The organism is Pararhizobium sp. LjRoot255 (assembly GCF_964252905.1).
In the GTDB taxonomy this organism is placed as follows: domain Bacteria; phylum Pseudomonadota; class Alphaproteobacteria; order Rhizobiales; family Rhizobiaceae; genus Pararhizobium.
Map to the genome: position 1 here is coordinate 1 of NZ_CAXUPQ020000004.1, position 21,686 is coordinate 21,686.

Annotated in this window: 20 protein-coding genes and 1 pseudogene; 11 read left to right on the plus strand and 10 right to left on the minus strand. The window is 57.1% G+C overall.

The genetic code is table 11. The features are described 5' to 3' along the window. Positions 1–520, plus strand: a pseudogene (locus tag ACSQ2W_RS26490) (hypothetical protein); the annotation flags it as partial. 126 nt (positions 521–646) lie between these two features. Here the strand turns inward: ACSQ2W_RS26490 and ACSQ2W_RS26495 are convergent. Then, entirely contained in the window at positions 647–2,077 is a 1,431-nt protein-coding gene (locus ACSQ2W_RS26495; protein ID WP_436089145.1) for a UvrD-helicase domain-containing protein, read from the minus strand. Then, on the minus strand, positions 2,064–3,869 hold the full coding sequence (locus tag ACSQ2W_RS26500; RefSeq protein WP_436089146.1) for an ATP-dependent nuclease: 1,806 nt from the start codon (positions 3,867–3,869) through the stop codon (positions 2,064–2,066). Before ACSQ2W_RS26500 ends, ACSQ2W_RS26495 begins: the two co-directional genes overlap by 14 nt. A gap of 75 nt (positions 3,870–3,944) precedes the next feature. Between ACSQ2W_RS26500 and ACSQ2W_RS26505 the strand changes: the two genes are divergently transcribed. Then, positions 3,945–4,235, plus strand: a complete 291-nt coding sequence (locus ACSQ2W_RS26505; protein ID WP_436089147.1) for a hypothetical protein — start codon at positions 3,945–3,947, stop codon at positions 4,233–4,235. Further along, complete coding sequence (locus ACSQ2W_RS26510) at positions 4,228–5,127, plus strand: TIR domain-containing protein (RefSeq protein ID WP_436089148.1); 900 nt, start codon at positions 4,228–4,230, stop codon at positions 5,125–5,127. The genes ACSQ2W_RS26505 and ACSQ2W_RS26510 overlap by 8 nt, the downstream gene beginning before the upstream one ends. A 198-nt stretch (positions 5,128–5,325) precedes the next feature. Here ACSQ2W_RS26510 and ACSQ2W_RS26515 read toward each other — a convergent pair whose 3' ends face one another. The 3 genes from ACSQ2W_RS26515 to ACSQ2W_RS26525 all read right to left on the minus strand — a co-directional run bounded on the left by ACSQ2W_RS26515 (position 5,326) and on the right by ACSQ2W_RS26525 (position 8,041). Next, positions 5,326–6,603: a TRAFs-binding domain-containing protein gene (locus ACSQ2W_RS26515; RefSeq protein ID WP_436089149.1), complete on the minus strand. Its 1,278-nt coding sequence runs from the start codon at positions 6,601–6,603 to the stop codon at positions 5,326–5,328. A gap of 149 nt (positions 6,604–6,752) precedes the next feature. Further along, complete coding sequence (locus tag ACSQ2W_RS26520; RefSeq protein ID WP_436089150.1) at positions 6,753–7,634, minus strand: DUF4231 domain-containing protein; 882 nt, start codon at positions 7,632–7,634, stop codon at positions 6,753–6,755. Next, a complete protein-coding gene (locus ACSQ2W_RS26525; protein WP_436089151.1) occupies positions 7,631–8,041 on the minus strand; it encodes a TIR domain-containing protein in 411 nt (136 codons plus the stop codon). Before ACSQ2W_RS26525 ends, ACSQ2W_RS26520 begins: the two co-directional genes overlap by 4 nt. A gap of 655 nt (positions 8,042–8,696) precedes the next feature. On the opposite strand from ACSQ2W_RS26525, the gene ACSQ2W_RS26530 reads away from it, so the two are divergent. The 5 genes from ACSQ2W_RS26530 to ACSQ2W_RS26550 all read left to right on the plus strand — a co-directional run bounded on the left by ACSQ2W_RS26530 (position 8,697) and on the right by ACSQ2W_RS26550 (position 12,715). Continuing rightward, positions 8,697–9,482, plus strand: coding sequence for a hypothetical protein (locus ACSQ2W_RS26530; protein WP_436089152.1), 786 nt, complete (start codon positions 8,697–8,699; stop codon positions 9,480–9,482). Positions 9,483–9,563: 81 nt separating this feature from the next. Next, complete coding sequence (locus ACSQ2W_RS26535; RefSeq protein WP_436089153.1) at positions 9,564–10,967, plus strand: toll/interleukin-1 receptor domain-containing protein; 1,404 nt, start codon at positions 9,564–9,566, stop codon at positions 10,965–10,967. Next, complete coding sequence (locus ACSQ2W_RS26540) at positions 10,964–11,659, plus strand: 8-oxoguanine DNA glycosylase (protein WP_436089154.1); 696 nt, start codon at positions 10,964–10,966, stop codon at positions 11,657–11,659. The genes ACSQ2W_RS26535 and ACSQ2W_RS26540 overlap by 4 nt, the downstream gene beginning before the upstream one ends. Beyond that, on the plus strand, positions 11,656–12,246 hold the full coding sequence (locus ACSQ2W_RS26545; RefSeq protein WP_436089155.1) for a 7-cyano-7-deazaguanine synthase: 591 nt from the start codon (positions 11,656–11,658) through the stop codon (positions 12,244–12,246). The genes ACSQ2W_RS26540 and ACSQ2W_RS26545 overlap by 4 nt, the downstream gene beginning before the upstream one ends. A gap of 1 nt (position 12,247) precedes the next feature. Beyond that, complete coding sequence (locus tag ACSQ2W_RS26550; RefSeq protein ID WP_436089156.1) at positions 12,248–12,715, plus strand: TIR domain-containing protein; 468 nt, start codon at positions 12,248–12,250, stop codon at positions 12,713–12,715. Between the two features lie 108 nt (positions 12,716–12,823). Here the strand turns inward: ACSQ2W_RS26550 and ACSQ2W_RS26555 are convergent, their stop codons facing one another. Beyond that, positions 12,824–13,972, minus strand: a complete 1,149-nt coding sequence (locus ACSQ2W_RS26555; RefSeq protein WP_436089210.1) for an RHE_PE00001 family protein — start codon at positions 13,970–13,972, stop codon at positions 12,824–12,826. Between the two features lie 337 nt (positions 13,973–14,309). Between ACSQ2W_RS26555 and ACSQ2W_RS26560 the strand changes: the two genes are divergently transcribed. The 3 genes from ACSQ2W_RS26560 (at position 14,310) to ACSQ2W_RS26570 (ending at position 17,469) form a co-directional block, all read left to right on the plus strand. Further along, the gene (locus ACSQ2W_RS26560; protein WP_436089157.1) at positions 14,310–16,667 is read left to right on the plus strand and encodes a hypothetical protein; all 2,358 of its coding nucleotides are present in this window, start codon (positions 14,310–14,312) and stop codon (positions 16,665–16,667) included. A gap of 134 nt (positions 16,668–16,801) precedes the next feature. Then, positions 16,802–17,050, plus strand: a complete 249-nt coding sequence (locus ACSQ2W_RS26565; RefSeq protein ID WP_436089158.1) for a type II toxin-antitoxin system Phd/YefM family antitoxin — start codon at positions 16,802–16,804, stop codon at positions 17,048–17,050. Beyond that, positions 17,047–17,469 carry a type II toxin-antitoxin system VapC family toxin gene (locus ACSQ2W_RS26570; RefSeq protein WP_436089159.1) on the plus strand — a complete coding sequence of 141 codons (423 nt, stop codon included), beginning with the start codon at positions 17,047–17,049 and terminating at the stop codon, positions 17,467–17,469. The genes ACSQ2W_RS26565 and ACSQ2W_RS26570 overlap by 4 nt, the downstream gene beginning before the upstream one ends. A gap of 639 nt (positions 17,470–18,108) precedes the next feature. On the opposite strand, the gene ACSQ2W_RS26575 is transcribed toward ACSQ2W_RS26570, so the two are convergent. The 4 genes from ACSQ2W_RS26575 to repB all read right to left on the minus strand — a co-directional run bounded on the left by ACSQ2W_RS26575 (position 18,109) and on the right by repB (position 21,667). Continuing rightward, positions 18,109–18,315, minus strand: coding sequence for a cold-shock protein (locus tag ACSQ2W_RS26575; protein WP_115156338.1), 207 nt, complete (start codon positions 18,313–18,315; stop codon positions 18,109–18,111). A gap of 164 nt (positions 18,316–18,479) precedes the next feature. Beyond that, a complete protein-coding gene (locus ACSQ2W_RS26580) occupies positions 18,480–19,214 on the minus strand; it encodes an NYN domain-containing protein (protein ID WP_436089160.1) in 735 nt (244 codons plus the stop codon). 85 nt (positions 19,215–19,299) lie between these two features. After that, positions 19,300–20,514, minus strand: a complete 1,215-nt coding sequence (repC, locus tag ACSQ2W_RS26585; protein WP_436089161.1) for a plasmid replication protein RepC — start codon at positions 20,512–20,514, stop codon at positions 19,300–19,302. A 154-nt stretch (positions 20,515–20,668) separates the two neighbouring features. Continuing rightward, positions 20,669–21,667, minus strand: coding sequence for a plasmid partitioning protein RepB (gene repB / locus ACSQ2W_RS26590; RefSeq protein ID WP_436089162.1), 999 nt, complete (start codon positions 21,665–21,667; stop codon positions 20,669–20,671). Between the last annotated feature and the right edge of the window lie 19 nt (positions 21,668–21,686).

A 21,686-nucleotide genomic window follows, 5' to 3' on the forward strand; every position in this document is an offset into this window, starting at 1 on the left:
TGGGATCCGAACCGACGCTACCCTAATACGCACGCAGTATCGCGGGCAGATCAACGACTTAGATCAAGCCCAGCATCCTTTGGCCGGACGCCCTTCGTCGACGGGGCTCAAGGCATCAATAAATATTGTAGCGTCAGAACCGGGTGAAATCATTAAATTTCGTCCAAGCATTCTTAAGTTTGAGTACCAGAAAACATCTGCCGAAGAGATTGCTCGGCTGCAATCGCAAGCTTGCAGGGGTGCCGTAGGACCTGTTATCGGCATAGCAAAGCGGCGGGGGCTAGTTGTTCTTCATCGAACTCGTCGAAAAGCACTATCTCTATCCGTATACCGTGGCGGCGTCATCAAGTGCTTGCTGCCGCACGGCGCTCTCATACTTAAGGATGTTTCGGCGACCCATATCCTCAAGCAGACTGGATCGTACGCGCAGGCGAGCTACGCCATCCAGGGCACGGCAGATGAGGTCCAGCAGCACTACGGTCGTTTCCTGCCTCAGGACAAGGCGGCATTGGCGGCATAGGTACTGAATCAGGTTTGGGAGACCGCATAGACCAGCCAAGTCGAGCAACATGCATCCAAATGACCGGCAAACAGATGCGGAATTTATTTCCGTATCTGTTTATCGGATCGATTGTAACCAAGCGTGCTAACGGTCGGCAGGAGCAGGTTCGAAATCGAGGTCTGCGGTAACGATGTCGATACGAAGTGATGCCCTCGTCAATGCCACGTAGATATCTTCCTTCCTCATCGGGGGCTTGAGGAAAACCACGGTGTTTTCAAACTCCAGCCCCTTGGCGAGAAGGGTACTGGTCACGATTTTATATCCGTGACGCCTGCCCGCGTGCCGGCGCCGTTCCTGCACATGCCACGCGCAGTCCAGCAACGACATTTCCTCCGTGGCACATCGGGCGAGCAAACTCTCGCGGAGCGCGAAGACTAGTTCGCCGCGGAAGGACCGGCCAGTTTTTCGGAACGCATCGATAAGGCCTACCAGCGGCTCTAGCCGGTCATCCTTCAAAATTTCGAGGGCGGCGGCCTCTCCTGTTGTCACTCGTTTCGTAATGCGGCCCCCACCATGGATGTGCCGAACACGGCGCAGGAAGGGTGTGGGGTTTACCCCGAGCATGCACCTCTCAAGCAGCTGCACCATGACCTCAAGACGGCCGTCACCGGTGGTTGCCTCGATCTTGGCGCAGATGGCCTGTAGTTCCTTGCACTCGATCGTTTCCACATTTTGAGCCCTTACGCGCTTGGCAAGTCCGGCCCGTACGTTTTCGCTTCCCTTCGCCCCGATGATCGCGAGGCGGTTGCGCTCGGAGGGACGCACGCCGTTGCAGGCCTTCATCTCCAAGACGCGCTCGAGCTCCGGCCGCTCCACGTGATGCACATGGACGCAGGCGGGAGCGTTCCGCAAGTCCACGCTCCGTCCTGCCTGCAACCGTTCCCGCGTAGAGGCGAGCCACCTTGCCAGAGCCTCGTTCCCCTTGTTACGCCACCGCCAAGGAATTTCCAGTTCGTAGATGTGCGGGAACGCTGGAAGAACGTCCCGTTCCCAGTCGACGAAGTTTTCGCCGCCGAAGTCGAAAATGCCCTGAAGGGGATCTCCGAACACGACGGTCGGCGTAATGCGGGAAACCGCCTTCAGGATCTCGTGCTGGCTGAGGGTGCAGTCCTGATATTCATCGGCAAGGACGAGAGTATAGGACGCGCGGATCACATCATCGAGGGTGCGGGTGCTTAAAAGTTGCGCCGCGGACCGGTACACCGTCTCCCACTGCTGGCTCCGCGGCGTCTGGCACTGAACGAAGCCGGCCGTTCTCGGGAAAGAAGACGCGTAGCGCAGGGACCAGGCTGCAATTGTATCGAGCTGGTAGCGGTCCAGCCTTACACCCTTTTCCTTCAAGCGCTTTTTGAGTGCGTCGACGCCTGCTAGGGTATGTGTCAGCAAGAGGCAGCGGCCTGCGGTGTCCGCGACCAGGTCCGCTATAGTTTCGGTCTTGCCATAGCCTGCCGGCGCGACAACAGAGCCGTTGATCCGGCCGCGGACCGCGGCCGCGACGAGTTCAGGTGCCAGCATCGACCCACGTCCTGATGCTGGCGACAACCTCTCGCAGGCGCTCTTGGCACTCACCAAGATGGGGGCCTAAGATTAGCCGTCCGATGTGGTCCGCCTTATCGATGTCCTTGTACCACGCATGGTGTAGCTCACCATCCTTACCCTTTTTACCCTTCGACCGCTCTAACAGGGCTTCCGCTATTTCGGGTTCGGCGAGGCGGGCGCGCAACTCGTCGATCGACGCGATTCGATCGCCGGCATCGCGTGGTTTATTGGCGGCAGAAAGCACCGCATCCGGCTCGACGATGGTGAGCGTGTAGTCAAGCAATTTGCGAACAGCTTCGGCAGAGAGCTGCCGGAAAAGCATGTCTTCAGTAGTATAGTCCTTCTGCCACCGGAAAACGGGAACGCCTCGCTCTTCGAGTTTCCGGAGGACTTCGGCGTCGGCCGGTTCCCTATCGGAATCGAGGAGAAGGCCGACCCGGTAGCCGAGCTTATAGAAGTGAACCGCAAGGGCGGGCGCACGATCGATGCCGCCGCCGTCGGCCACCGCTATGCCCTTAGAGGCGAAGCTCGCCTCGCCAGCGTCGACCCAGAAATCCTCTAAGCCGCGAAGCAACCCGACTTCCGTCTTGCCCTCGCCAATGAGGACAGCTGGCGCAAGATAGGCCTCCGGCATAGACCGAAGCGGGGCCTGTGGATCCACGCTTGTATGTCTTTTCTTGGCCGCGCGGACGTGCACGGTTCCATCCACCGAACGCCGGACGACGTGAAGATCATCGACCTTCAGTTCCCTTAGGGCTACCGGAGAGTGTGTCGTTACGAAAACCTGCGGGCTTTGCCGCTGCTCCGACTTCAGATGCTTCAGCAAGCGGACTATACGATAGGGTTCCAGCCCGTGTTCGACCTCGTCAATGATGGTAAGGCAAGACGAGGCCTTCGCATGGTCTTGAAGGGCCGCAACGAGGAGGCGCGACGAGCCCATGCCCATCACCCGCAACGGCACCTCTCCGTTATGGGCCGCAATGCTGCCCTTGGTAATGGAGAGATTTTCGACATCGAGGCCGACCGAAAGCTCCTGCGGCAACGACATCCCCACCATGCCGGCCGCCTTCGCGATGTTGTTAAGACTATCCTTGAAAAGCTCGGCTGCTTCTTTCCTGAAATGGGACCGGGCGAGCCTGCCGGCCCGCGCGAGGATATCGGTGGTTCCCGACGCACGCTCACTCATACGCGTGAGGACCGAATTCCGCCCCCAACTCAGGTCTCGTGCCGCATAGCTGCCAAGCCGGACGGGAGCTGCTTCCAACCGGTGCGTATACGATAGCGAGCGCTCCTTCTGATCGCCGGCGGCAACGCGATCGTTGTAGATGCCCCAACAACCCTCCAAGGACTGATCTACACTAAGGCGCAACGATAATGCCGGAACGCCTTCTTCCGGAAGGGGGATCTCATCGACAACCGTTTTCGTTGCCGTGACGAAACCACGGAGGTAGTGACCATAGGCTGCGTCCGTGATGAACTCGGCCGGCAGGTCTATAAGGGTAACCGTGATCACCGCCGGTGCGGTGTGATCGCCGTCGAAAAAGTCCAGATCATCGAAGCCGATCGTATGGCGCGGGGATAAAACCAGCTCTACCGCGTCCAAGATCGTGGTCTTGCACGAATCGCCAGGGCCGATCAGGCAGTTGAGGCCCGCTTCGGGTGCCCATCGCAGGCGCTTGATCCCCCGGAAATTATTTACCTCGATAAACGCTAAGCGCATTTTTTCTCCCTTGCTCCGCAGCGTAAGTTGCGTGGAGTGAGGCGTCAAACGCTACCGTTGAACAAGGAACTGGATTACCTGCATATCGATGATAATGTTCTTTATCAAATATAGGAGGAGCGTGTGATCAAGATTACCGGGTTGGATAGACTGACCAAGGAGCTCGACCAGCTTCAACGTGTCATCGGGCAGCTGGACGGCGAAATCGGAACCGTCAATTTCGATCCGAACGATCCCGCCAGCATCGAAAGCGCGATCAGCAACGTCCACGCGCTTATTGATCAGAAAGTCGGAAGCTACTCTTCCAATTCTATGGCGGCCTCCATCATCGAAGGCCTTAAGGACACCTACCGCCAGGGCATTCTGGATAAGGCGGCCGAAGCTCGTGGAGCAGGTGAGACGCCGGATGCCTAACTTCGCCGACCTGTTCACAGAGGTCAATAATGCGGTGTTGGATCTGCAAAATGCCCAGCTGCAAAGCTATGATCGGCCGTTGAAAACGCTAGCCCGCTTGTTGCGCAGTCCCGATCTCGAAGACGTCAATGCCGAGCTGACGAATGAGCTGGACCTGGATGCCTTCCTAGCCAGTCAGGAGACTGGTGGGGGAATGGTTGGCAGTGATGTACTGGCATGGCCTGAGGATCACGAGAAGATCCTCGGGCTGACCCTCCTACTCATTTGGCGCTTTGCGGAGAAGCCAGATGAGATGGCAGATTTCGGGCACACCTTCTTCTACGCGAGCAGCAATATCATGAAGAACGTCAGCGCGGTGACCCGCCAGGTCATCGTGCCGTTCAATCGCGACTACAAATCGTATGTTTTAAGCCAAGGACATACTGTGCCAAAGCTTATGCACCCTCTTACCAATCGGATCTTTGTGGTTCACGGCCACGACGGCGAAGCCAGGGAAACCGTCGCCCGCTATCTGGAGAGGATCGGTTTTGAGCCCATAATTCTGCACGAGCAGGCGAATCGCAGCCGCACAATAATCGAGAAGATCGAGGCGAACCACGATGTGAGTTTTGCGGTCATCCTTCTAACGCCAGATGATGAAGGCTGCAAGAAGGGTGGGACACCTGAGCCCCGCGCGCGCCAAAATGTCCTGCTCGAGCTAGGTTACTTCATGGCCCACCTGGGGCGTGAAAACGTCTGCGCTCTGATGCGGGGCCAAGTAGAGATACCTAGCGACTTTGCAGGGGTGGTCTGGGAGTCGATGGACGACAGCGGTGGCTGGAAGTCGGCGCTGGCCCGCGAGTTGGAGGCCGCCGGCCACCTAATCGATTGGAACAAGGTCATGAAGAAGTGAGCCAGCTGCAGTTTGTTAGGCAGAAGGCGGCCGCGCCATCCTTCATTTACGCGGTCGTTACTCAAGCTCAGATTCAGTTCCTGGAGTATCTTGACCGCCCGCATATGCGCAACGCCAACACCCGTCGGTCCGTTGTTCATCACCAAGCCCAGCGAGTTACCTAGCGATAACCCAGCGCGATCGAGCGGCATTGCCGTCTCACGCCGTCTCTGGTTCCCTATCGTTGCCCTCTACCAAGGCACTAAGGGTGACCTTGGTCTTATCGAAAGTCGCAATATGCCAATCGGGCGGGTTTAGTTTCCTAAACTCATCTTCATATAAAGCTCCCTCGGCAGCACGGCCTAAGCCATACATTGTATTCGCCAAGGTCGCATAGACCCAAGCTTGGTCGGAGCGCTCGGTGAACGACGGCTCAGACACGATAGATTGCAAGATGCCAACCAGGGCCATCCGCGTCTTGCGGGCGCTCATCTTGTCGAACTGCCGCTCCGCCGGATCTTCTTGCTCCATTGAGCGCATATCGAAGCAGCTGGCGAGATTTTCGCCATTATAATAGTCGCGCCTGATCTCGAAACCGCGACTGTAGTATCTAAGAGCGAAGTCGAGATGAACGCGCTCCCTCTTTAGGAGCCAAAGGTTTTTATGAATGGCTCCAGTTATCCCAAGTGTTTCCGGGTCGTTGGAATCGTCGGGCTTGAGGACATCAATAATTTTCAACGCTCGTAGCAGTGCGATTTCTGGGGATGGCGTTTGGGATTTATAAACCGCCAGAGCGAACTGCTGCCTAAAGGACGGTTCCTCGGGCTTTAACTCTGATGCCTTCTCGAACGCTTCGGTAGCTGCCACCATGTCGCTGGCGTCAAAAGCATCTCTACCCCGTTGCAGGACCGCACTTAAGACCTGGTGGGCCTCCTCTGCCTCGTTCAACACCTCGGCATACTGTTCATCCGATAGGAGAGGTCGCTGCAACTTCGGCAGATACGTGTAAACCGGGCTATCCGGAACGGTCGACGCCAATGCCTTCTTTATAAGGTTGCCGAGCTCGACGCTCGCGCGTTTGGCTTCCTTGTGACCAATATCAGGCCCCAGATGCTCGTACATGAACGTATTGATATGGTTTAGATCGAAATGAAGTTTCCCGTCCTTTTCCTTCATGATGACCGTCGTATTCGGCCGGAGGGCGTGCCTCACTCCCAGTTCGTATACGGCATTGACATTTCCCGTCGAGATGTCAGCCACGACGACGTCCGCTCGTAGGAGCAAATCGTACATAGCGACGTCAATCACGCCACTCGCGTTGATGTCTATCGCTCGTATCGGCCTTAGACCTGCGGCTTCGGCTGCAGGCTGTATGATGGCGTCAAATGTAGAGTCCAGATCGAGCGTCCGGCCCGATTCATAGTCTGTCTTCTTTCCAAACCCCATAACCACGAAGCACACTGGTCGTTCGTCTGGTTTCGCATTGGTATTTGTCATCAACCGGCCCCCAATTTTCTCATGCGATAATGCGTTTGTTCGTGAAGCACGTCACTGCAACGTCCGCGCTTTCAACAGACCTGAGGCGGCGTCTTGCCAGTAAAGGCGCTAATGCTTGCCGCAGTAGGCTCGACAGCGTGGCAATAGCACTAAGCCTGCTGCTGGCGAGCCACCCATTGCGTATGCTCTCTTGAGAAGGCCTGCTCGGCATCCGCCACGAATTTCGAGAATTCGTCCTCGGCCTTCATCTCCAAGACCCGTCCCTGGATGATGCCGATTTCGTGCGCCGTTAGTGTGTAACTTGAGGCAAGCTCGTTGAATTTCTTGATCTGCATCCATCCAAGGATGGAGGATGCTATAACGATGACCGGTTCGATAGGCCAGAACGCGAACCCAGGAAGTGCGATGCGCACCAAGCTCATGACGATGGCGCACGCGTACGCAATGACACTTGTGATCACCCAGGACCTGCTTGCTTTCTTGTTAAGGCCCGCTTTGTTTGCATACCAGGTACGCTGCTCGCGAATTCGCAGAGTGTCGTAGTACTTGATCCGCTCTTCCAAGGGCAAGGCCCGCACTTCCTCCATCGATTCCGTGATCTGGTCGTGCGCTGCTTTGTCGGGGGGCATACGCTCTCCGATATGCCGGTTCGCCTGCAGAATCTCGGCGAGGTAGGAGCGGAATTCTGCCCGGGTCACCCGAGGGCTGTCGCCGTTGCCGAAAGGCTCGGCCCCCATGCAATATTTCCAACAGGACGTCTTGATCGATTCTGCGAGCGCCCGACCGCGGTACCAATCCTGCTCCGGCTTCTGTTGATTTCTGTAAATTAGGACGCCTAGAGCAGCTACTAGCACCAGCACAGGAGTGATGAAGTACACCGGCGTCGAATAGAAGTTCATCGAAAGGATCGCTGCCACGAACAGTAGCAGATACTCGGCTCTTACGAGCCGAAAATACAGGGCTTGCGAACCTGCCGACATGTCGTTGGCAGTATCGTAGAGGGCCGGATATTCGAATTGCTTGGTTTTCATGGTGTGATTGCCCTGATCCCCGCGACGATGGAGGCTGAGTTCCAATTGACCATCATATTTGCTGCCTGCGAAACCGCTATCGGAATTCGCTGGGATCTGAACGGCACGATTCCCAGAATTGGCTTTCCGAGTTGCTTTGCAAAATCGACCTCGAACTGAATCCAATCGCTGTGGGTGACATACATGCCAGCGAGTATGACGACGCATTGGACTGGTCTGATCTGGTTGCGTAGCTGCTCCTGCAATTGAGCCCGCGTAAGGCCCTCGAATGCTCTGGCTTCTGGAACAGAATAGTTGGTCCAGATGAAATGGTTGGTGTCATTCAAGAAGCGAATGGCCCGATCATACCCTTCGCTGTACCGCCAAGCATGGCTGACGAAAAGTCGATAGTTGTGCAAGTATGGCATTGAGCGCCTCCGCAGCGGTTTAGTGATAGCTACTCGTGAGGCGGCGCAACCACAAGGCGCATCGACCATTCGCCACCCAGTTTGCACAACGATTTCTCTATCGGTACCGGTGAGCGCGATAAACAAGCGGCCGCAGGGATAAAACCACAAAATTTGGCAGCCGGTTTTGTGCGAATGCAGGCTTCATCGGAATGATGGATCTCGCTCGCGTGTAGGCAGCAATTGGCCGGGCGGTCGACGACGACCACACCCTCTAGCCTTCGGCACGTGAACCGTGCTTCATTTAACCTTCTCTGAAAGGGGCGCAGTGTTGCATATTGCTGGGGGTATATATCGAGAAATTTGCGAGACTCCGTACTGGGACGGCGTTTGGGGATCGGGCTTACGCGCGGCGGTGGCTGTAAGTCGCCTGGCCCCTGCCGTCAGCCTGCACGGATACTACCGTGAGCCATCGAGCGAGATTACCCGCCGGTTAGAATCTCTCAGGGTAACGTTGCAATGCCATCCAAGGTCGCACGACATCGCGTTTGCGTACTTCCATCCACTATCGAACCCATTCATAGAACCACCCTTGGGAGGGATTCGGTGCGAAAGCCCTCTAATCGTACAAGCTGAGAGTATACTCCGCTTCGGGTTCCTCGAAGGGTCAGCTAGAGTGACCGGCTCCAGGGTTGTCTACGATCCGCAGTCGCCCGGCGATCCGGAGGCTTTCTCCGAGAACGGGTCGGCTGCCGAAGAGCTCGCCCTCGTGATGAATGAGCAGGAGCTCAAGGCCTACTCGAGGTCGGATGACCTCAATACCGGCGCCCGTGACGTCATGAGGTCCGGCGCCGCGAATGTCCTTGTCGTCAAGCGCGGCATCTTTGGCGCCCTAGTCTACGCCAACACCGACGCTCCGGTTCAGGTTCCCATTTACCAATCGTCTCGGGTGTTCAAGATCGGAACCGGAGATATATTTTCGGGCGTGTTCGCGCACTACTGGGCAGAGGAGCGACGAAATCCAGCAGAGGCAGCTGATTTAGCGTCCCGCGCCGTCGCCAGTTACTGCGAAGATCCCGTTTCCCCTATTGACGCGGCCGAACTTAAACGTCGCGAACCTGTCCAAGGCAGCCCACCTTTGGCGGTGGAGATTTACAGCCCCGCCGATACGCTGGGCCGCCGATACACGTTACAAGAGGCACTCTACTGCGTAAGGAAGCTCGGGGTGGACGCATCGATCGCAGCGGCAACCCTGCCTAGCGACGGGAGCCGCAATAGCACTGTCGGTCTCGTAATTGCGGACGGTTTCTCTGATGAGTGTCTAAGTGCGCTAAATGCCTCGCTTGGCGGGATTGTGATCCTCGACGAGGAGCATCGACCGTTGCCAGCCGATATCGGTCGCGCTTGCGTCTCCGATGATTTTGCGTCCGCAGTTTACCAAATCTGTATGAAACGCCCTTAAGTTGAGCAATGAGGGACGTACCAGTTGCAAATTCGATTATGCTCAATAGGTTCGGCTGTCCTTCGGGAGGGGATTCGCTACATGTCAGACGTCTATGTTGTCCATTCGAGCGAGGACAACGCAATCACTACCAACATTGTCGAGCTTCTCAAGAAACACTGGAATGTTTGGTGGGACGACGAGATGGTCGGCGACTTTGCGAAGGTTATCCAACAGGAGATGGCTGGGACAAAGTGCGTCGTGGCGATCCTTTCGGCCAGCGCGGTGGAGAAGGAGACAGTCGTCGACGAGATGCGGCTCGCAAAAGAGGCGGGTGTTAAAATACTTCCCATAATGCTCGACAACGCCAAGCTCCCTTACCCTTACGGCGGACTCAGTCGCGTGAGCTTAGGAGAATGGGACGAAACCGAAGCGCATATTGATTTCCAGAAACTACTTCGCAAAATCGGGTCCGTCGTACCTCGCCGAGTCCCGCCGACGCGGCCCACGTTGATACCCAATACATCGCTCGCGCTGCCAGCCGTTTTCCTGTCTGTCTCATCGCACGAGACCCAACTAGTCCCACTGGAGGCCGTCGAGGCGCTACGGGTTTTTGGCTCGCCTGCCATTCTGATCTCAGCTTACGACCTGTGGAACAAGCGCCGCCCCGCGACAATGGTATCCGAGTTAGAAAAGATACGCAGTGCCGGCGGAATTGTCCTTGTCGATTCCGGAAACTACGAGGCAACACGGCGCGGTGACAGGAAGTGGAGGCCTGAGCGTTTTCACGAGGCACTCGATGGCGTTCCACATGATTGGTCCTATTGTTTCGATGTCATGCGGCCATCGAGAGATCCCGCGACAGCAGTGACGCAGGTAGTCGATGCGGTCAATCGCGACGCGCAAGCGACCGGATCAACAGTTCTTCCGATCGTGCACACCCATAGACGTGAAGCCGGTTATGACACGCAACAGTTACCTGAAGTCGTAAAAGCTGTCGCTGGCGCGTTGCGACTACCGATCGTTGCGGTGGCCGAGCGAGAGCTCGGGCGAGGTTTGATCGAAAGGGCTGCCACGGTTCGAAAAATTAGACGCGCACTCAACGAGCTTCCGTTTTACCAAGCCCTGCACATTTTGGGGACAGGTAACCCGTGGAGCATTGCACTCCTGGCCGCCGCTGGCGCCGACAGTTTCGATGGCCTAGAATGGTGTCGGATGGCTTTCGACCACCACAATAACCGGCTAAACCATTATCAGCATTTTGATTTCTTTACCTTCCAGACCGAATTCTCCGATTCGAAGGTCACCCTAGAAGCGCTGGGAAACAAGGATATTGGTTATGCAGGCAAGGTCGCGTTCCACAATCTCGAATACTATCGATCGTACGCACAGAAGCTTTACGACCATGCTCATACACAACGAATGGAAGCATTTATGATTAAAATAATGGGGGACGGCGCCACCAACCAGATCACCGAAGAGTTGCCGGGAATCTTCGCGCGATGATAAACACGACTCGCCTGGAACGCGCCGTCGTGTCGATTTATCCCGAGATCCACCGTCGGGTCACATCTTCGGTGGACGATGCGGACGAGAGGCTGCTGTGGAAGGAGCTCTCATGCTGCGTCTTGAGCAGTCAGGTTAGATATCCCGTCGCCGTCGCTGCAGCAGAGGCATTGGAGCGCCAAGCCGTGTTGTGTCGCCAAGGCGCCTCGGCAGACGCGCTGGAATCAGTTCTGCGATCTCCGTTACTGGTTGACTGCCGCGTTCACCACTATCGCTTCCCGAAATCGAAGGCCCAGCAACTAGCAGCGACCCATGCCGCCGTTCACTCGTCGGCAAACGGCCTCTTAGCACTGCTCGACGGGTTTTCGTGCGCAGAAGAAGCGCGTCGCTGGTTTGTGGCAAACGCATCGGGCATAGGCCCCAAGCAGGCGAGCATGTTCCTTCGGAATACGGGTATGACCTACGATTTAGCCGTCCTCGACCGGCACGTTATTGACTACATGAATGAACTCGGCATCTCTCGCGTGGAGCGTCCCGGCGCCTTGTCCACCCTGAAGGGATATTCAAACCGCGAGACGGTCTTGAAGTCTTATGCCCATGATTTGGGGATGGCTGTCGGCCTGATGGACTGGGCGATCTGGATTGTCATGCGGGTGTTTAAAGCCGGAAACGGTAAGGTAGCGTACTCATGAGCGTCGTCACTCTGGTGTCCGGAGGCCTCGACTCCACTCTGGTTGCGTATCTCGCCAAAGAAGAGGGCTTGCGCCTCCACCCGCTGTTCGTCAACTACGGGCAGCGAGCGCTCGAGCGCGAGCTTGCCGCCTGCAAACGGGCGATGGCGAAACTCGGGCTCGACAATCTCGAAGTCGCGGACCTTTCGGGTTTTGGAGCGCTCATACGCTCCGGTCTAACAGATCCAAGCCAAAGGGTCATTGAGGACGCCTTCACCCCTGGTCGAAACATGCTCTTCCTGTTGGTTGCGTCTGCGCACGCATACAAGGTTGGAGCCGATGCCGTCTCCATCGGCCTTTTGCATGAGGAGACCGCATTATTTCCCGACCAAACATCCCGGTTCCTGAGAGAAGCGGAAAGCTTGATTTCTCGAATCATGGGACGAGAGATCAGGGTCCTTGCGCCTTTGGCCGCTTTCCATAAGGATGAAGTTATTGCACTTGCACAGATTAAGGGTGTTGAAGGCACCTACTCGTGCCATATGGGCGAGGAAGAGCCTTGCGGCAATTGCATTGCCTGCAACGAGTTCAAAGTGGGGGAGGCGTGAAGTGGGGGGAGGCAGCAGTGGAAGCTGGAGCCGGCTCGGCGACATACGTAGCCTTGAGGAAAAGGCAAAACAGGCGCTGCAAGGTGGCAAGAGAAATGTGTTCATAAGCTTCGCGACCGAGGACATGGACGAGGTAAACCTTCTTCGTGCCCATGCGAAGAATGAGAATAGCGACATCGAGTTCAACGATCACTCGGTTAGAGAGCCCTATAACAGCGACCGCGCTGCCTACATAAAGGAGAAGATAGGGGAACGTATCGCTCGGTCATCGGTGTGCGTAGTTTACGTGTCCGAAAGCACGCGTCAAAGCGATTGGGTGAAGTGGGAAGTCCAAGAGAGCTTACGTCAGGGCAAGAAAGTGGTTGGCGTGCATCCACAAGGGAAAGCCCCGAAGACTACCCCAAAATGGGTATCCGAATATGGCATCAAACTAGTGAAATGGGCAGACCTTCCGAAAGAACTGAAGTAGGTTGTAGCGGAACCGGCCGGACCGCAAAACTACGGGAAGGCAACTCACCCGGCATTTTTGGGACGAGTGCCGTGCCGCTGAAAGCATTTTTCGCGAGGAACGGGGCTATCAAAGGATCCCCCACGCCCGAAACCTCCCCCTCCCCGTCATCTCGCGCAAGCCCAACTCCTCGACGATCCGCAGCGCCGCCCGCGGCGTGACGGCAAGCTCCTTCGCAATCATACCGGCCGACACCAGCGGCCGCGAGAGCACCAACTCGATCAGCTCTGGCAGTTTTGACGATGTGCGTTTCCCCACCAGGCGGCGCTCCATCATTTTCCGCGCAAGCAGCAGACGGTCATGTTCTTTGAGGCCGAGCTCTGCGGCGGCAATGATTCCACCGAGAATGGCCAGCAGCCGGGTTTCGCGGGCGGGGTGGCGGCGCCGATCGACGGCAATGGTTTTGAGGCCGAGATTGAACGCGACGAGGTGCGCCGCGGTGGTGATTCCGGCCTGGCGCAGGAGTGAGGCGGACAGCAGCCGGCCGAGCCAGGGCGCATGCTGCAGCACGGATAAATCATTCCAGGCATCGAGGGCGACCACCGCCTGCAGCACTGGCGGCTGGTTTTCGGTCTGCCGCAGGACGCGCCGCCACTCTTCAAACCGCTCGTCTTCATCCCAGTCTAGATCATAGACCAGCGGATCCTTTTCGCAGCCGCCGACGCGGCCGGGCTTCTTTGCCTCTTCGATGGCAGCGTCCGAACGAGCAAGCAGGGCGTCGATGGCGGCATAGTCGACATCGGGGAAGCTCTCACCGAGATCGTTATCGTCTCCCTCCGCTCCTTCGGCTGAATCGACATCCGACTCCGTGCTGGCCGCCCCTTTGCTATTCGTACCCGAAGTTACTGCAGGTGGGCCGGCGACGAAGTCGTGCCCGCGCAGGCTGCGCAGACCGTCGGGGCTGAGCGCCCAACCGGGCGGTTGCGCCGCAATGCGTCGTCGCGTCCTGAGCACGTCCCGGGCGATGGTCAGCTCATGGGTCGGCGCACGGATGTCGGCGCCGGCGTCATGCAGCACCAGGTCTTCGAGATGCACGAGTTCGCCGTCGATCCACAGCGAAGCGCAGGCGTCGGAAAAATGCGAGCGTTCGCCGAAGCCCTCGCCGACCGGCGAGCGGGCGATGCGCTCATCGAGACGGGTCAAACGCCGATCCCGCGTCGGAAATCCGTGGAGGGTCTGGATGGGCAATTTGGCAAGATCGTAAGACATTGAAATTATGGTAAATGATTTGCTAAACGGACACCAGTGAATAGTTTGTGTCCGTCACTGCATGGTTCTGTGCGTTGAGTGTAGAACCATCGATAACCAACGCTTATCGATGGTAATCCATAGAATAGTAGCGAATCTACGGTCAACTAATTCGAATTATGTCTGTATCTATATTTTATCAAAACGAACATTGTTTTCGATAAGCAAAAATATTCTTAATTTTGTCATGAATGGTATTATCCACAGGTAACCTTGACGCGATGCGGCCCGATACATTCTTTTTTAAACGCCGGCTCCTATTCCCCCTCGCCCTCGGCACTGGTGCCGATAGCAATAGGGTAAGAGAATGCCAAAACACGATCTTTCATCACATCATTTTCAGCGAAAAATCTCGGACTTTTGCGGAGTGCGGATCGCGCCGATCGTATCGAAGCCATTACTGGAGAATGTCAGGTCTTTCCTGATCAGCCTCATCGTCTGTCGCAAGGCGCCACCTCTGCTGAACGGTCGCATAGACTGGACGACAATCGCCCACACCTGCGGACTGGGACAAGAACTGACGGCGGAGTTGAAGAAGCAGCTTCGCCTTGGACTGGACGCAATCATCCGCTGGCTTGGCTCGCCGCCAGCGGCGGAGGACGTTCGGCCAGCGGAGCGGAAGGCGCGATCAAGCGCGGCCCGGCAGCAAAAGCCAACAACCCCTGCGCCCTCTATCCGACAGCCACTGCAGACTGGCAATAACGATACTCGTCCTCAATCTGCCTCAGTGCCGAGAGAGTCTCAACCGAAGCCAATCCAACCGTTTCCGGATCCATTGTTCGAAGCAAGCCAAGATCCCGCCGCTTTTCAAGATGCCCTCGTTTATCATATGCGTCGGTTCGGCGAGAGCTACTGGCAGCTCTATCGCGCTGTCATTCGCCTGGGCGAGACATTCGACGACAAAACTCTGTTGTCCTGGATCCAGGGCGAGCGGGTGCCACGATCCGTTGCTAGCTTCGGGATACTGGCGCGCATCGAGCAGCGATACCGATTGCCGGCGGGATATTTCAAAGCGAAGCTACCCCATCAAGCGCGCGCTCTTTATGGTCACGACCTTGGAGATATCAGCCCAGCCGAGCGGCGACGGATTGCGGTACATCTTCCGGACGATTTCGCCAGCCTGCCGTTCACCAAGCGTGAGGAAATCCTGGACTGGGTGCGCCGGGTCATTATTTCCGGCGCGACTGACTATCGGCGCTACCAAGCTGCGGCGGTCAAACAGCGATATGCCATCCGGTTTCCAGGCGTCACTTATGGTGGTGGGTCACTATCACCCCGAGCCCACGCCCTGACGGTCAGCGCCAACCATAGCGTTGCGGAACCCCTGCAAGACCCTGATCTCCTGTGCGGGGTCGTCGACGCACCCCTGCGGCTGGCCATGGAGATGGCCGACTTGATCCGGTTCAAGACGTCGACGCTCACGGCGATTGGCTTTCAGCGCAACGGGGTCTGGGGCGAGGAAACCGCGTCGCAGAAAATCGAACATCTGGGCCTCATGTTCGGGGCGCTTGCCGCCTCGCCTGCCGGCGTCGTCAAGGGGCGTGGCGTCCCGCTCAGCCTACTGACCTTTGGCCTGCTGATTTTTCCGGGCATCTGGGACTGGTACCTGCAGTGGCGCGAGCAACGCCGTGGTTTTTACACCAAATGGGAAGAGGACATGTTGATGGTCGCGCAGGCCCTCACCCGTTCGGAGGTCGGCTGGATCCGACAGCATCCCGAATTGTTGAAGAACGTCAGGCCGATTGACGGCCTGATCGCCACCGAGGAAATCGAATTTGCTGCACGCGACTGGCATGGCGCCTGCGATGCATTTCATCGGCACGCCGCCAATCGATCCAAGGAGGTTCAGCGGGTGATGCGGGTGCACCGTGATCCGTTCGAGCCGATCATGTGCATTCTGGAGGCGGACAAGCCGCTGGCGGAATACCGCAAGATCACCGATGAGATCCTGAAGCGTATGCCGGATGAGGATCGCTACCCGCGACCGGCCGCCGAAGCCGTCCGCTCCTTCTTGATGCTTCGCCTCGGTCTGCATCTCGGACTTCGCCAAAAGAACCTTCGCCAGCTTCGTCTCTGCCCGCGGGGCCATTTCCCGACTTCCGAGCGACGGCTGGAAGATATGAAATGCGGTGAGCTGCGCTGGAGCGATCGGGAAGGTGGCTGGGAAGTGCTCATCCCGTCGGCAGCCTTCAAGAACTCAGGCTCATCCTTCTTCGGGCAAAAGCCCTTCCGTCTCATCCTGCCGGACCTGCTTGATCTCTATAAATATCTCGACGCCTATATCGACCGCCATCGCGGTGTCTTGCTTGGGTTGGCAAAGGATCCCGGCACGCTGTTCGTCAAGACGGTGAAGACGACCAGTCTGGACGCAGCCTACGACTCCACCAAGTTTTATGAGGGCTGGCGAACCGTGATTCAACGGTATGGGATCTACAATCCCTATACCGGCCGTGGCGCCATCAAAGGCCTGCTGCCGCATGGCCCTCATAACGTCCGGGACATCCTGGCAACCCATATTCTCAAGCAGACCGGCTCGTATGAGCAGGCGAGCTACGCCATCCAGGACACCCCGGATGTGGTGCAGCAACACTATGGCCGCTTTCTGCCGCAGGACAAGGCAGCTTTGGCTGCCAAGATATTGAACCAGGTCTGGGAAGCCGCGTAACGACCGGTATGACTTGGAATGGAGCGGTGCGCCGCTCCATTCCCTAGGCGCGTCCTCATCCTGTGACGTCTAGCCTTGTATCGGGGGCGATCTATGCTATATGTAGGTACATACCTACATCGGAGTGTTTCGACATGTCCACCCTCACGAGCCGTGAACTCAATCATGATGTCAGCAGCGCTAAGAAAGCGGCGCAAAATGGACCTGTGATCATCACCGACCGTGGCAAGCCTTCGCACGTACTGATGACCTATGACGACTTCAATCGTCTGTCCGGCAAGCGCCGCAGCCTGATCGAAACTCTGTCCATGCCGGGGCTTTCGGAGATCGATTTCGCCCCCCAGCGTGTCGAGATTGTTTCGCGCGCGGTGGATTTGTCTTGACCTATCTGCTCGACACCAATGTCATCTCGGAACTGCGCAAGATCGGTGACGGCAGGGCCGACGCCAATGTCGTCGCCTGGATCGGTCGGGAAAATGCGGCCTCCTTCTTCCTCTCGGCGATCACCATCCTGGAACTGGAGCGTGGTATCCTTGGCGTGCAGCGGCGCGATGCTCGCCAAGGCGGACGGCTACGGACCTGGCTCGACAGCTATGTCCGGCCTGAATTTGCCGGCCGGATTTTATCCATCGACGATGCCGTCGCCACACACTGCGCCCATCTGCACATCCCCGATCGCCGCAATGAGGTAGATGCCTTGATTGCTGCGACGGCGCTCATTCACGGGCTGACGGTGGTCACTCGCAACGTCAAAGACTTCGAGGGGACCGGCGCGATCATCGTCGATCCCTGGTTGGGTTGATTTTGCATGGTGCGTTTTAGACGGATTTTGATCCAAAAACCGCACCGCCCGTCGCCACCGGATTACGACCGATAATGCCGGCTTATCGGTCGTTCTTTCCGTGGGCGGGAGAATGCTTGATATCATCGATGAGAACCCTGAAAACATCGCTAACGACGGCGGTCGCGAGCTCTCTGTCTGTTGGTCATGATCTGGGGAATGGCCCGGAAACGGGCTTCAAACGGCGTAAAGCCCTTCTTTCTACTGGTTAAACCCCGCAGTTGGCGCGTTTCGGCCCTGCAAGGCCGCAGGCGCGTTTTGTCGGCTCTCGGATGTCTGTCATCAAACAACCCCTCCGTCGCGCGGTGCGAGGCTGCAAATCGATCGATAAAACACGCCTGCAAAGGAACCTTTTCTCACACATTGCGTAACTGTAAAAAGTCGGCGAGAATCCGCCCATGTCAGCGCCCGATCACACCCCCTCCCCTAAGTCCGGGTAGCCAAGAACCCTGTCGCGCGGGTAAGAGAGTCCCCGACAAAACCGCGTATCCACCCCATTACGCACCAAGCGTTGCCAGAGGCGAAACTATCGCAAGTGCCCGTACATTCGCAGAAGGCCGGGGTTGAACCCGGCCTTCTCAAGATTGTTGAACAGTCAGCTCAGGCCTGCAGATTGTCCGCGGACATCTTGCCGGTCTTGCGATCCTTGACTAACTCATAGGTAATCTTCTGGCCATCGTTGAGGCCGCGCATTCCGGCCCGCTCTACCGCGGAAATATGGACGAAGACGTCCGTGCTGCCATCGTCAGGCTGGATGAAACCAAAGCCCTTTGTTGCATTGAACCATTTTACAGTACCGGTCGCCATAGCATCTTCCTTTGAGCATTTGTCTTACCGCCCCATCGGCGGACGGGCCTCGTGCTCAATAGAGATAGACGCTTCCGCACTCCGCACAAAGTCGCAAATTCTATCGATGCCTCCAGGCAAGTCCCCTCACAGCTCCCAAGCAGTGATCCTGGCCGCGACTGGCGCTACTTTTTGCCTCTCTGTTTCACCCGGATGCTGACGGGACCGCTCTCGGCCTGCTGAACGTCGAACTGGTTTGTTTTGCGGATGAGATCGCTGAGCTTTCGGAACCCAAAGGTGCGCGGGTCAAAGTCCGGCGCCAGGTTCAGCAACTGTTTGCCGACCGTGCCGAGATTGACCCAGCCATCCTCGGTGTCCTCCCGCGCCAGCACTTTCTTGATCAGCGGCACGGCGGCGCTCACCGGCTGCAAAGGCTTGTCCGTCGACGCGGTGCCCTGCTCGTCCTTGACCGCCCCGGGAAGCAGGTTTTCGGTGTAGACGAACCGCCGGCACGCCTGGCGAAAACTCTCCGGCGTCTTTTGCTCACCGAAGCCGAACACATCGACGCCCTGCTCGCGGATCCGGGCAGCAAGCCGGGTGAAATCGCTATCCGACGACACCAGGCAGAAGCCGTCGAAGCGGCCACTGTGCAGCAAGTCCATCGCATCGATCACCAGGGTTATGTCGGAGGCATTCTTTCCCGTCGTATAGGCGAATTGCTGCTGCGGGATGATCGCGTGTTTGGAGAGCACATCTGCCCATCCCTTCGAGCGCGTGCCGGAGAAATCGCCATAGATGCGACGGACGCTGGCCTCCCCGATCTTGGCCACTTCCTCAAACAGGCCGTCGACGATCTTGGCCGAGGTATTGTCGGCGTCGATCAGGACGGCAAGACGCGGCGATCGGGTTTCAGACGGCATTTCGCTTGTTCCTCACATTCGCACAGCTCGAACCTAGCAGCAGGACACCGTTCGGACCAGCCAGACAACTTCGTCGCGCCCTCCCCTAGCCTGCCTTTCGTTCGCCAGACGCATTGGCGCGCATCAGCGCCATCAGCATCGGTCCAAGCGAAAACTCACCTTTTTCGGCCCGTCGCGTCAGATCCCGCAAATAGCCGCCGGCGGAATTGATGTGCCCCCCTCGCTCCAGAATGCAAGCCATCGCTGCGGCCGCCATCTCGGGCCCCATGACGTCGCATGCATCCTGATACGCCGACGGACTGACCCCGAGCATCGATCGAACGGTAATAGCCACCGACATCAATTCGCGCCAACTGGTGATCGTCCCGTCCGGCGCATACGACGCCACATCCGGACAAGCCCTCAACACCAGCCCCAGCGGGAATGCTTTGATCGGCTCGCTCATCGGCTGGATGGCTGGGTTCGAATTTGCCCCCTGCTCTTTTTCAGAGCGAGGTTCAGATTCATGGATGGATTCGGTATTTGAATTCTGTATGTGCTGACGGCATTCGTCACCATTGGCGTCGGATTTTTCCGAAAACAGCTGGTTTTCCAGCGTGTTGAGCAATTCCTCGCGAAGCATGACTAGTTCGTCCAGGACGTTGCCTAGTACTGCGGGGGACCGTGCCTTCGCGATTTGGAAAACCAGCCCTACATAATGAGCTTCGATCTTTCCCCAGTCACCCGATGCTCCTTCCTCCATGGCAGCTGTGAGTATCTTGCGGATATCGCGCCGGCAAAGCGTGATCTTCTCTTTCACGATCTTTAACTGCATACGTTCGGCTGCCACCTGTTGAGCGAGGTGCGCCAGTTCCTCTGAGCGAGCCAGCAGCGGCGCCAGACTAAATCCGTACGCTTCCTCAACTGTGCCCGCTCGATCCTTGCGGGCATACCTCTTGCCGTTGGGGCTGTCTTTGCGGTGAATTATGCCGGCAGTGACGAGAATTGCGAGATTTTCCCGGAGTGTCGTTCCGGCAATGCCATTTGCCCGCGTTGCAAGTTGCGCGTTCGACGGAAAGACCACCAACGTCGTTCCTTCGACGAGGCAGGTCTCTGGGTAGAAGGATAATAGCGCATTAAGGACCGACAGAGCACGGTCTCGCAGGCCCAGCAATGACCGGGCATCACAAATGTCTCGATAGATCTTCCACTTGTCGACCGACTTGCCCGGTTTGATCTTAGCCGATTCCATCTGACCTTTGATCAAGGCAAGACTGATCGTCCGCCGCCCAAAGGGCGTCGTCACACTTCCCGTTTGCATTTTTCTTCACCTTCTAGAAGGCAAAAGAAATCTGCTCGCTCAAACGGCGCCTAAGACTCTTGACTGTGAATCCGGGAAATGCGATTCTCATGTTGCGACACGATGAGGAAGGCTTCCAGGACGGCAACGTTTGGGGGCCTTTTTCTTTTGCGGTTCAGTCTCCTGTTCGCTGCGTTTCAGTTCGTTGGAACTTTTGATAGAGATCTTCCAACTGGTCGGATAAGAACGCGCCAAACCCTGAGGCGTCCTTCGATTTCAGTGAGAGCGTGAAGGCTTTGCCTGCGTCTTTGGTCGACACCGAGACTGCCTTTTCTGCAAATGCCCATGATCGCTCGAGAGGCTTGTTCGAGCGCGGCTTTTGTTTGCGAGCCTTTTTCAGTTGCGCCAGCAGCGCATTGAAGCGCGCCTCAACCGCCAGTGCCTGAAACGGATCGCTGGCCACAAACTCGATCGCCCACTCGGCCCGAGCCGGATCGAGGACAAGCTTTTTAACTTCTTCCCAGCGGTCGCGGCCGACGCCCTTGGCAGATCCGATCGCATCCAAGATTGCTTCCGGGACATTTTCGGCGACGGAAAGCATCCGGGACAAAAGGGTGTCATCGATCGTCAAAGCCGTCTTGATGGTGTCCTTGGTCATTCCACTGCTGCTCAGTTTCTTGGCAAACAGCGCCTTCTCGATAAACGTCAGATCGGCGCGGGCAGTGTTTTCCTGCCCCTGGGCTATTACGTGGGCTATGTCCTCGAGCGGCTTTATGACAGCACGAACCTTGATGCCCAGTTCCTTGGCTGCGCGAGCGCGCCGATGCCCATACACGATCATGTACCGGTCAGGCTCATCCGGATGGGGACGTGCTAAAATTGGTGATGACTGACCCGCCTGACGTATTGCGTCGACGAGAGCGCTGAACTCCTCCTCGTCATCACTGATCCTGTCGACGAAGGCTGACGCGTCGAGCAGATCAGGATCAAGCGTGACGATCGTCTCTCCCTCGAGAACGCGCATCGAGTTTTCGGCCATCTCATCAAGAGATTGCATCATAGAGCGTGAAGCTCCACGCCGCGCATAATCGGCGCGCGCCTCAGCAGAGTTGCCAGCGCCTGGTTTTTGCGTCGGTAAAGCGCTAACGCTCGTGAGCAAATGCTTCCTAGCCATGGTCAACCCTCGAACTTTG